Below are 12,169 nucleotides of genomic sequence, written 5' to 3' on the forward strand. Positions count from 1 at the left end.
TTGGATAAGAATCAAATTGTTAAATCAAATCAAGTTATAGAAGCTTCCTATCAATTAAGTGCTGTAGAACAGCGTATCGTCTTGGCAGCTATTTCACGTATTCCGAAGAGCCAGCCTATTACTGATGATGAGTTATACCCTGTAAGCGTTAATGAACTACAGCTATTAGGAGTACATGAAAAAACCGCATATAGAGACTTAAAAGAAGGTATTAATAGACTTTATGAAAGATCTATTAATCTTAGTATTGATGATAAATCTATAAAAATGAGGTGGGTACAAGAGATCCAGTTTTTGGATAGTCAAAGTATCATTGGTATTCGTTTTTCAAAACCTATCTTGCCCTTCATATCTAATTTAAGTAGAGAATTTACTAAGTATGCTCTATCAGATATTGCTGGGATCAATAGTGGATATGGTATTCGTATTTATGAATTATTGGTGCAATACAGACAAATAGGTAAGCGTGAAATCTCTGTTGAGAGCTTACGAAGCATGTTGGAGCTTGGCAAAAAATACCCACTATTTGCAGATTTCAAAAAACGGGTAATTGATACTGCTGTAGACCAAATAAATGAATGCAGCCCATTAAGCGTTTCCTATGAGCAGAAAAAAACTGGTCGTAAAGTCACCCATATTCTTTTTTCATTTAAAGAAAAATCAAAAAGCATTAATCAAAATAACGAACAAGATAAGGTTTATAAACTAACAGACGCTCAAATCAATATGTTTGGCAATCAGCTTTCTCGCTTACATGAGCTATCGCATTTAGCAGCTCAAGGAGAAAGCTATGATGTACTGGCATCAAGAATAAAAGAAATGCTTAGAGATCCAATACAACAAAAGCAATTTATTCCTCATCTTAGGAATTTAGGTTTTAAAGGGTGAGGTTTGATTGTGTATGTAGCGGTTGACTGTTTCTTAATGTATCTTAGTTCACATAATAGACAACCTAAATTACAACATGAAATCACTATCTGTTATCGAACTTTCAAACCTCTATGGAATGACTCGTCAAGCCGTTTATAAACAAATAAATAAAGGTAATTTAAGTAAGAATAGCGATGGTAAAATTGATCTTTCTGAAGCTATTCGAGTCTTTGGTGAACCATCTAAACATGTGAACAGTTCACAGACAACCGAAACACGAAAGTTGTCAGAGGTTCACCTGCTTGAACAACAGGTTCACATGCTTCAAAAACAGCTAGAACAGGCTCATGACCGTGAGAAATTTCAACGAGATGAATTAAAAGCTAAGAATGATCAGTTACATGTTAAGGACGAACAAATTGAGGCAATGCAACGTCTATTAGAAGCCCCAAAAACCAATATGACTACGTTTACCGATCAAGAACCGCTGCAACCAAGCATGTCCAAAACAGCTCCAGAACCGGACACAGTAGAAGCTAAACATGACGGATTGACTACTCCGGTCGAAACAAAAAATAAGCGTATTCTGGTGCCGGAGCACGTTGAACCGGAGCAACCGAAAAGAGGATGGTTAAGCCGTTTTTTCTTGCCGAATGGCTAAGAGACTTGTTTAGGCATGCTAATCAAAGTTGTGAAACATTGATCAAAGAATAGGCGTGGAACGTGAAAAATCATAAAAAAAACCCATCTTGGGGAAGATGGGCTATAAACTAGAAACTACAGCATTGATTTCTAAAGATAATTATAACGCATTTCGTATAAGGTGTATTATGTTAATTTTAGAGAAATTTCATAATTCTGATTTTTTAGCTTAGGCCTTTAATGCAAAACTCTTATTCCTCTTTAGAAGAAATTTCATCTCTTGAATCTTTTGTGATAACGAGTCATATAAGTTCATATCATCATAAAATGATGTACGGTTTACCGAAAAATTTTAAAAAAATAGTTAAAAATGATAGTAATGAAGCCTTTAAAATTAATGCTAAGGCGTACCACTCCTCTGTTACAGGTAAATTTTTAACTCATAGATCATCTGCATTATTTGATGACATAGTTGATCATCCAGAAAAGTTAAAAATAGACTCTCAGTTTCTTCAAACTCTTAAATCACTAAAGCTATACCCAAATGATATTTTTCCCGAATGGAATCAGCATATTGAAATATATAATATTTTACGTATCTTGCAATCTTCTTTATTATTGGCGCACTTATTACCATGTTGGTTGAAGGCACTTATTTCAAAGAAGTAACCTATACCAGTTTACTTGCATTGTTTATTGTTGGATTAGGCATCTGTGCACAGAAGTTTAACTGGGGAAAGCATGCTCAAGATAAATCTGATAACACTCAGGCGGACTTGACCAACAATCTGTAATGTAAAACTAATGTCAGATTAAGCAAAATTCAACATACACTAAAACCAATGGCCTCCCAGTGAAAGCCATTGGTTTTTTAGGCTAAACTCAGCAATAAGTTCAATTTTTACTCAAATGTTAGCCGCCGTTTTTATCTATCTTTCTGTATTCATATTCTAGAAAACTGTCAGCCTGTTTGATATTGCAGAACACTTTCAGAAAAGAATTTTGTATAGATTGCCGGCTCACTTTTAAGTGCTTTCACTATTCCCTTTATTCTAATAATTTTTATATAACACTTGAATAAAAAGCAAACGATTATCATTTACAGATCTCGCTAGTCAGCTTATCATTTCACAAACTTACAAATTCTCCGTATTTTCTTCACATTTAACCTATACATCATTTTAAGGATCTCTTGTGTTACTCCCTCATTTCAAAAAATCAGTCCTCACCCTCTGCTTATTTCCCTCCATACTTTATGCAGCCGATACATACCCTACTGTGACGCTTAACACGATAACTGTGCAAGCCGAAGGCAACTGGTTAGATGAAGCCAATGCACAGAAAGTACTAAATCATGCTGGAGCGCGTACAGTCATTCAGCGTGATGAGTTGATTAACCGAGGCGTAACTTCTGTCAAAGAGGCTTTACGCACTGTGCCTGGTATTCAAGCTCCTGAAAATGCAGGAACAGCAGGGAGTGATGCATCGTTAAGCATCGGTGTCCGTGGTTTAACGTCACGGTTTTCACCACGCTCACAGGTACTCGTGGACGGTGTTCCACTTTCGTTTGCCCCTTATGGTCAATCACAACTCTCCTTAGCACCCACTAGTTTAGGCAATACTGAAAGTATCGACGTGGTGCGTGGCGCGGGCTCTGTTCGCTTTGGGCCACAAAATGTAGGAGGGATTATTAACTTTAACTCGCGTACAATTCCTGAAACCTTTGCTGGAACGGTAGACCTCACTACAGAAATTGCAGAAAACGGTCATGTAAAATTTAACCCCAACTTATTTGTGGGTGGAACCTTAGACAACGGTTTAGGCTTAGCGCTGTTATATTCTGGCGTTAATGGAGAGGGTTTTCGCGATAAAAATGATGACTCTGACATCAACGATATTCGCTTAAAAGCAGCTTATGCAATAGATGAATATGCAAAAATTGAAGCCAATCTACACCGCTACGATGCAGATGTAGATATGCCTGGAGGTTTAACCCCTGCTCAATTTGCTGAAAATCCATATCAGTCCTTGCGCAATCATGATTATATGAAAGGGCATCGTACTGACGGTTCAGTTAAATACAGCTATAAAAAAGATGACAATGCCTTTGAGCTTTTGGCCTATCACACTGACACCTTCCGTGATGCAGGAATGGAACGTAGTGGATCAAAACTGTACCAAACGGCGCCACGTAATTATAAAGTGACGGCAATCGAGCCACGGTATTCGCATGCGTACCAACTTGGGACTACTGAAAATGAAGTTTCTGTGGGCTATCGCTATCTACATGAAACTAGTGAAGAGGCGGTTAATCGTGCAAGCTATAACACGGTCACAGGCCCTACAAATGAATATGCTTGGACCAAAGCAGACGGGAAAACAGATGCACATGCATTGTTCATCGACAACCGCACAGATGTGGGTGCATGGTCTCTGATTCCTGGTGTTCGTTTTGAGAAAATCAAAACCACCGAAAATATGTACAAATTAAATAAAGATGCATCGGTACTCAACGGAGTACATGCTGAAAAATCCTATGATGTAGTATTACCAAGCTTTTCAGTCATGTATAAAGCCAATGATTTGTGGAATATTTTTGCAAACTACGGTAAATCTTTTGCACCACTACAATATAGCCAAATGGCTAATACCAATGCGTCAGGTGCCTATCTGACCATGCAAGGCTTGCAACCTGAAAAAGCCAATAATTATGAAATTGGTACACACTATTTAGACCCATATCTATCCCTAGAATTCACCCTGTTTTATATTGATTTTTCTGATGAATTAAAACGAGATGATGCAACTCAAACTTACTCAAATTTAGGTGCCACTGAACACAAAGGAGCCGAGTTCGGATTTAAATATAATCTCGGTGCAATCAGTGACGAACTCAGCGGTATTTCGCTATATGCCAATACCACTTACACCAAAGCAACCGCATCTGCTGGGGAAAACAAAGGACAAGATCTCGACTTTTATTCACAATTGGTCGGCAATGCTGGAATAGACTATAAAATTGATCAATGGACACTAAACACTAATTTCTACGGTCAATCTGGTCAAACCGCATCGGGCACCCATGATGCTACTGGACGCTATGGCAACATTCCTGGTTATGGTTTAGTGGGTATTCGGGCATCCTATGATTTTTCCAACACACAACTCAATGGTCTCAAAGTGGGCTTCGGTGTGAAGAACCTATTTGACCGTGAATACTACACTCGTTCAGCGGATCAAGTCGGTGGAATGTATGTAGGTGCGCCACAAACGTATTATCTACAAACCTCATTTGATTTCTAGACACTCAATTCTAGAAAAGCAAATATTCAGGCAGAGACACCTCTCATTCATCTTTGCAAAAGTGATGTCCTCGCCTGAAACAACTTTCCCTTTATTTCTAGACAGCACCGAAAGCTGAAATGGATACTCTGTCTGATAAATGTCAGCCCCTCGGCATAAGTTGCTCAGCTCAACCTACAACCTTCAAATCTAATAAAAGATACTAGGTGTTTAGTCCCAGATTTTAATGGTGCAATATTCTCAGATAAATGGGAGTTCAACAAAACTCCCATTTTTTATTATTGAGTCAGTTCTTAGCCTATGTAATGAGAATTTAATATAATGGAGATTGTATTAAATTTCTTTAATTATCATAAAGATAATATTATTTTTTTTGAATTTCGTATAAGGTGTATTATGTTAATTTTAGGGAAATTTAAGAATCTCTATGCAATGGTTTATTCAATATTCTTTGATTTCTTATCTTTTAGGTTAATCAGAAATAGCCAATAACATAAGCCAGGAAATAGAGCCATAAAGATAGTCCATGTATCTGTATACATCTTCCACCACTCTTTCGAAATTTCTCCTGTGTGACTCCATCCAAAAAGAATAAAAAATGGAGTAGCAATAATTATAGAGGCAATACAGATAGTTAATAAATTAAGACTGTTATAACGATTTAAAAGAATTGAGAATATGAAGCTGAAAGGTACAGTCAAAATACAATAAGCCAAGTAGACAAGACCGTGCCCTACAAGAACCACTAAAATCGAGTATAGGCTGTATTCCTGATTCATTACGATAAACAGGACTGCTGTGAAAAAAAGTAGTGGTAAAGGAGAAAGTAAGAGAGCTTTTACTATTTTTTCATTTGAGTATTTCACTAATTTAATTCTCTTATCTACTCAATAAATAATAATACTATAACGATTTTATTGGAGGTTTTTTGATTCTATTTAACATAATGGGCGTTATGCGAAACACTTCTTTTAAATCCTTTTTATTTCAAATATTTAAATATTTTAAAAATGGTCATTCATCAGCAAAAAAGCGACTTAGAAACATGTCGCTTTGTTTTTAAGCAGTTTTGATACCTTTTGCCAATAATTTTGGTTGTTTTATATCCAGTCTTGTGAAAAAAAGTAAATTGTCATTAATGAAAAAATGATTGAAAATACGACTAGAAAAATCAATGAATATTTACCAATTGCGTGTTTTCGATAGACATAGCTAATAGCCAATAAGACTGATAAAACGATTTGTGTGATTGGCCAGAGTAATATTGGAAAAAAGATCAAAGCTTCAAAAAAAGTGAAACGAATCATAAGTATGACTTCTTAGAGTATTTCTATTGTTATAGCTGATTCCAATTCCAAGAAAAAGCCCAACAGAATGTTGGGCTTTTTTATTGCCCAGATATTTATAAATCAGGTTTATAAATATCTGGGCAATAAAAAATTGATTGAATGACGGATTTTATAGCACTTAAAACTAGATCAAACAGCTATCAAAAATAAGCATCTTTTTCCGTTTATACTTACGATACTTTTGTTTCACTAGGTCAGCAATACGAACCATGAATCTTATGACTGTCGAACACATAAGAAAGACTACGAATGCTAAGCTAAATCCCAAGAAAAAATCTGAACTTGGGCAATTCATGACGCCTAGTGTTATTGCTGAATATATGGCAAGCCTATTCGACGATCACAAAAAAGAGATAACACTTCTAGATTGTGGAGCAGGCATAGGATCATTGACCATTTCTGCTGCAAAAAAACTTAAAAATATTAAGTTAGTAGATCTCTGGGAAATTGATCCCATCATGCGAGAACAATTAGAAATTAACATGCATGCTATAGATATTAACTTTTCTATCTATGCTCAGGACTTCATTTTAGGGGCTGTTGAAAATATATCTTCTGACAAAGGAAAGCGATACACTCATGCAATTATTAACCCTCCATATAAAAAAATTAATAGCAATTCAGAACATCGGAAAGAGTTGAGAAAGGTTGGAATTGAAACCGTTAATCTTTATTCAGCATTTGTTGCACTAACAATTCAACTCATTGAACAAGATGGGCAAATTGTAACGATTATTCCAAGATCATTTTGCAATGGTCCTTATTACAAGCCATTCAGAGAATTAATTTTGAAGGAGTGTTCTATAGAACATATTCATATCTTCGAAAGTCGAGACATGGCTTTTAAAGATGATGATGTTTTACAAGAAAATATCATCATTAAACTGATTAAAGGTAAACAGCAGTCAAACGTTCAAATTTCTCAATCTAATGACCAGACCTTCCGTGACTACCAAAGCAAAACCGTCCCTTTTATTGAAGTCATTAAACCTAATGATCCAGAACTATTTATCCGCATTGCTACGAACGGGCAGCCTCAAGAAGAAAATAATACATTTTTTGCCGTTTCATTAAATGAATTGGGAATATCTGTAAGCACAGGACCAATTGTGTCTCACAGAATGAAAGAGTTCTTGGAGCAATCGCCTCAAGATGGAGCTGTTCCATTATTTTACCCACATCATTTCATAGATAAGCAACTTCAATATCCAAAAGAGCATAAGAAGCCAAATGCTATTAGGGTTACACCAGATTCACAGAAATGGCTACTACCGAATAATGGCTTTTACGTGATTGTCAGACGATTCAGCTCTAAAGAAGAAAAACGACGAATTGTTGCTAATGTCATAGATCCCAATATGATTGATACAAAATGGATCGGGTTTGATAATTGTTGGAATGTATTTCATATAAAAAAACAAGGCTTTGACTATGAAACAGCAATGGGGTTAGCTTGTTTTCTGAATAGCAGCTTATTGGATAGCTATTTCCGTATTTTCTCAGGTCATACTCAAGTAAATGCGACGGATCTCAGAAACATGAAATATCCATCCCTTCAAAATTTGCAGCTTTTAGGCAAAAAATACGACATTAAAATGAATCAAAAGCAGATTGATAACCTTCTCGGGGAGATTAAGTGAATAACCAAGATATAAAGCTGCAGCAAGCATACGATATTCTTGTCCAATTAGGCATGCCGCGCCAACAACTTAATGAACGTACTGCTCTCTGTCTACTCTGTTTACTTGATATGACACCTGAAAAATTATGGAACCAAGCAAGTAACCCTTTAGTAGGTATTACACCTATTATGAGCTGGTCACGAGAGCACTATCAAAGAGAATATGCTCCAAATACACGAGAGACATTCCGTAGACAATCGATGCACCAGTTTATTGAAGCAGGAATTTGTCTTTATAACCCCGATAAGCCTGATAGACCAGTTAATAGCCCAAAAGCTGTATATCAAATTGAATCCAATTTGCTTCAAGTTCTTCAAACTTATGGATCAGAGCAATATGCAATCATGCTACAAAATTACTTGCAGCAAAGACAAACTCTTGCTCAAATGTATGCACGAGAGCGTGAAATGAATATGATTCCACTGCAATTAACGGATGGTCAAACTATTCTACTTTCAGCAGGTGACCATTCTCAGCTAATCAAAGATATAGTCATCGATTTTGGTGGTCGATATGTTCCTGGAGGAGCATTAGTTTATGCAGGTGATACAGGTAACAAGCATGGGTTCTTCGATGTTGATCTACTAGCATCTTTAGGTGTGCAATTAGATAACCACGGGAAATTGCCAGATGTTGTTATCTATAATCCTGAAAAAAATTGGTTATTCCTAATCGAAGCTGTTACTAGTCATGGACCTGTAGACCATAAAAGATATGGTGAATTAAATACATTATTTCAAGGATGTACAGCTGGTTTAGTGTTTGTCTCGGCTTTTCCTGATACTAAGACCTATGTAAAATATAGTGGTGTTATTGCATGGGAAACTGAAGTCTGGATGGCGGATAATCCGTCTCACATGATCCACTTCAACGGCTCAAGATTTATGGGGCCTTATTAAATAAAAATGGGATATCCCATTTTTATTTAATAAATTTATATTTTGCAAAAATTACCTTCCCTTATTGTTATCATTTTTATCAAAATTGATCTTACTTGTGTATGGATATGCACATATTGCAGTCATGATTGAATGATAAATATTAAAAACAAAAGCACCAAGTTGAATTAATAAGAATATAAAGAAAATAATAATCCAGTTAAAAACTAATAAATTAACAATTTTAAAAAAACAGTTTATATAATTTGATTTTTCATCAAAAATAATATATAGAATTTTATTTTCACCTGAAAAAGCAATAATAAATATCAAAGATACTGCATAAAAAATATAATATATAAATACTCTAATAAATTTCAAATGAGTAATCTTTAATTTAGATATTCCATATTCTCTTTTACCTGCTAAGTGAAGTAATACTGATAATTTAGGCTCAGTTACAGAACAAAAAACAGTATATCCGGCAATTAAAAAACCTGTAATTGTAGCGACACAACCAAGAATTATTGGAGAAAAATTATTAATTTTATCAACAATTTGTTCTTGATTTATTCCTAGACTAATTATAAATGATAAAACAGATATTAGAACAATACTTAATTTATTCGTTGGAGAAAAAGGAATTACTCTAGATACTTTATATAAATGAAATATATTAGTATCAGATTCTAGCAATTCCTTGCTCATTTCCTTAATTTTCTGCTCATTCATAGTTAATCACAGTTTAAATTGTCCAATTTTTCTTTAACATTACTTTCTGTTTCAGGCAAAGAAATACTTTTATTTTCTTTTAACTTCTTTAGTCTTTTGAATAAGGACTTAGCCGTATTTTTTAACTGTCCTAGATCAATACCACTGATACTTTGTACAATTTTAAAATTATCATTATCTCCTTTAACAACTTCACCTGTTAAAGATCGCCCTATTATTTGAACATGCTGATTTGTGTGTTTTGTTGTTTTTTCTATCTGTTCTATCATTTCCTCTTTGTCTAATCCATCTGTATTTTGGTAAGTCAGGACTGTAGATTTACTATTTACAGATTCTGATATTTCTTGAAGAGAATCAATAAAATCTGCATTATTAATTTCATCATTATTACGAGACTTTAATGTAATTTTTACTGTTTCTAATAAGTTATAAGAGCGAACAAAGCTAGCTAGACTTTGCTTTGATGTCAGTGGTGTAATACGTAAGTCGGGTAAACCATACTGTTGTATAAATTCTTGGCGATGTTCTTTCGGCAATGCTTCCATGTAAGATCTAGTCTCTCTTCTTAAAAAAGTTAAAGCCGTTTTTCTAAACATCTCTACAGTTGGAGCATAAGCTGTTTCTTTTAAATAAATGAGTCGATGATTATTTAATATAAGAACAAAAATAGCAGATGGCGATGTCTGCATTTCTTGTTCACCTTGGATTAAATCGCCAGATTCATAGTTATATCTTTGAGGGCTTTTTAGAACCGTATCTCGAACAAATCTACCTACTAGAGCAAGTGTTTTTTCAGACTTTTCATCTAGATTTATTAATTGCACATCTTTAAAGAAAAAGTTTCCCTGTTTTACCTTCCAATTTTTTTGAGATGTGAAAGCTGGGTAAACAATTTCATCGAATAAATCCATCAAATTATTTTCATTAAACTTACAAACAAAATTAGCAATTTCGTAGAAATATTCTTCTTTCACAAAGATCAACCCCTTAATTTTTCATTAAAAGCAACTAAATTTACTGCATAAAAATAACGTAAAATTAATTAATTATCTATTTTTTAAGATTTTATTTAACATAAAATCTCTTATACGCAGCCCAGGTTAATCCTGGGCTTTTTGTTCAATCTGACCATTGGCCTCAAACATGCCAGGATTAGTGATCCGGATATTTTCCTGACAGCTCCCACAAAGCATCAGCCCTGCAAATTTTTGAACATTTTCCTTTGATTCACAGAAGTCACATGGCCGAGGAAATGAAACGATGTTGGCTGAATCGACAATAAAGTTGCTCATAATTAAAAATCCCTATTGAGAGCTCACATTTTCAAATAAATTTCAGAGACTTAATGTTAAAAATTGGTAATTTTGAGAACTTTTGTCGAAAATAATTCAAGAACTCATCTATTTTATTTATTTTTCAATAATTTAATTATGGTTAAACCATGAAATTGAGAACTATGTTGAGTTCTCACTATAATTTTTTAAAAACATACATTTATAGAAAATATGACCGTTTTTTGAGAACTCATTTCTGGAGAACATAAATTGGCTATTTCTGTGTCCGTTTTTATACCTAAACGACTGACAAAAGAGACACAATCATTTTTTATTTACTATTAAAAGACTTTGATACCACTTAAGTTTTTGATAATTAAAATTTAAATAGGTATTTTGGATATCACACTAGAAATCAAAGTGATATCAGAAAAATTATATATTAAACAATCACTTAACATCTAAAAATTGCATTTTATTGATATCATCAGCGGTATCATTGAATATTTATATAAAACAAAAGCTTAAATAGTTTTTCTTCTATCTATTGGTATCGGATTCCTCCTCATAAATAATCATCTGCATCCCTTATAAATTGGGGATTTTAGGCCTTTATCTTTAGATGCGTGGTGTGTGAACCAAAAATTACCGGTATGTACCGGCTCCCAATCCACTTAATTGACTTAACTGACAGTAAAGATAGTGCTTGGCCAAAAGAGATCCTGACTATTGTATTTTTAAGAGAAAAATCTATAAGCGAAAACTCTAGCCTACAAATCAAAAATTAAACCTAAGTTAAAACGCTCTCACATGCGATTTCAGCCACATTTTTACATAAGACATAGATTCGACTATTGAAATGAGTAATCAGGTCAAAAAACGCAAATGAGCGCCAAATAGAGACTATTTTTATTCTAATCGGGATGAATAGAGCGAGTGTCTACGAGCGAAGCACCAAAATTCGCACCTCGACTCTCTGAAAAACAGCTTTTTAGGCTGTGAAGCCTAAATAAGCGTAAATCACATGCAGAAAATTGAGCCTAGATCGAGCGTAGCGAGTAAAAAATTTATGAGCGAAGCGAATTCCGAGTTTCTTTTGCTCTTGTTTTTGCTTTTTCTCAAAGTCACGGGAATATTAACCTAAAAATTGCCCCGGCGAATCGAGCGAAAGCGAGATTCAATAGAGTTTGAGCGAAGCGAAAACCAAGGGCAATTTTTTCAAACGTATTTTTAATTATTTTTATATCTTTTAAATCTTTTCATTGAGCTGTATCCCTTATGGAGCAAGCCTTTCAACGTTTAACTATGACGGATTGACTACTAACTATGACGGATTGACTACTAACTATGACGGATTGACTACTTAACTATGACGGATTGACTACCAAATATGACAAGTATATAGTTGTCATATATAAAAGAAAATCAATGGTTTTATT

General features: G+C 34.4%; 10 protein-coding genes and 1 pseudogene. 7 read left to right on the top strand and 4 right to left on the bottom strand.

Annotated features, from left to right (window positions below):
• The 5 genes and pseudogenes from repM to AC4CVF_RS22055 all read left to right on the top strand — a co-directional run bounded on the left by repM (window position 1) and on the right by AC4CVF_RS22055 (window position 4,815).
• A complete protein-coding gene (gene repM, locus AC4CVF_RS22035; protein WP_016539266.1) occupies window positions 1–888 on the top strand; it encodes a replication initiation protein RepM in 888 nt (295 codons plus the stop codon).
• Between the two features lie 76 nt (window positions 889–964).
• Window positions 965–1,531, top strand: coding sequence for a plasmid replication DNA-binding protein (locus AC4CVF_RS22040; protein WP_016539267.1), 567 nt, complete (start codon window positions 965–967; stop codon window positions 1,529–1,531).
• A 221-nt stretch (window positions 1,532–1,752) separates the two neighbouring features.
• Window positions 1,753–2,181 carry a hypothetical protein gene (locus AC4CVF_RS22045; protein WP_002124576.1) on the top strand — a complete coding sequence of 143 codons (429 nt, stop codon included), beginning with the start codon at window positions 1,753–1,755 and terminating at the stop codon, window positions 2,179–2,181.
• Window positions 2,100–2,306: pseudogene (locus AC4CVF_RS22050) on the top strand (GABA permease); the annotation flags it as partial. The gene AC4CVF_RS22045 and the pseudogene AC4CVF_RS22050, both read left to right, overlap by 82 nt.
• Window positions 2,307–2,706: 400 nt before the next feature.
• Entirely contained in the window at window positions 2,707–4,815 is a 2,109-nt protein-coding gene (locus AC4CVF_RS22055) for a TonB-dependent receptor family protein (protein WP_002124575.1), read from the top strand.
• A 437-nt stretch (window positions 4,816–5,252) separates the two neighbouring features.
• On the opposite strand, the gene AC4CVF_RS22060 is transcribed toward AC4CVF_RS22055, so the two are convergent.
• A complete protein-coding gene (locus AC4CVF_RS22060; protein ID WP_000877730.1) occupies window positions 5,253–5,681 on the bottom strand; it encodes a hypothetical protein in 429 nt (142 codons plus the stop codon).
• Window positions 5,682–6,373: 692 nt separating this feature from the next.
• On the opposite strand from AC4CVF_RS22060, the gene AC4CVF_RS22065 reads away from it, so the two are divergent.
• Entirely contained in the window at window positions 6,374–7,804 is a 1,431-nt protein-coding gene (locus AC4CVF_RS22065) for an Eco57I restriction-modification methylase domain-containing protein (RefSeq protein WP_419277869.1), read from the top strand.
• Window positions 7,801–8,745 (top strand): BsuBI/PstI family type II restriction endonuclease, encoded by a 945-nt coding sequence (locus tag AC4CVF_RS22070; protein ID WP_419277868.1) that lies wholly within the window; start codon window positions 7,801–7,803, stop codon window positions 8,743–8,745. Before AC4CVF_RS22065 ends, AC4CVF_RS22070 begins: the two co-directional genes overlap by 4 nt.
• 51 nt (window positions 8,746–8,796) lie before the next feature.
• Here AC4CVF_RS22070 and AC4CVF_RS22075 read toward each other — a convergent pair whose 3' ends face one another.
• The 3 genes from AC4CVF_RS22075 to AC4CVF_RS22085 form a co-directional block, all read right to left on the bottom strand.
• Window positions 8,797–9,456 (bottom strand): hypothetical protein, encoded by a 660-nt coding sequence (locus AC4CVF_RS22075; protein ID WP_419281427.1) that lies wholly within the window; start codon window positions 9,454–9,456, stop codon window positions 8,797–8,799.
• A gap of 2 nt (window positions 9,457–9,458) precedes the next feature.
• The gene (locus AC4CVF_RS22080) at window positions 9,459–10,430 is read right to left on the bottom strand and encodes a hypothetical protein (RefSeq protein ID WP_490789981.1); all 972 of its coding nucleotides are present in this window, start codon (window positions 10,428–10,430) and stop codon (window positions 9,459–9,461) included.
• A 126-nt stretch (window positions 10,431–10,556) separates the two neighbouring features.
• Window positions 10,557–10,748 (bottom strand): hypothetical protein, encoded by a 192-nt coding sequence (locus AC4CVF_RS22085; RefSeq protein WP_151791395.1) that lies wholly within the window; start codon window positions 10,746–10,748, stop codon window positions 10,557–10,559.
• Window positions 10,749–12,169 lie beyond the last annotated feature (1,421 nt).

The organism is Acinetobacter sp. LipI_19 (genome assembly GCF_058242925.1).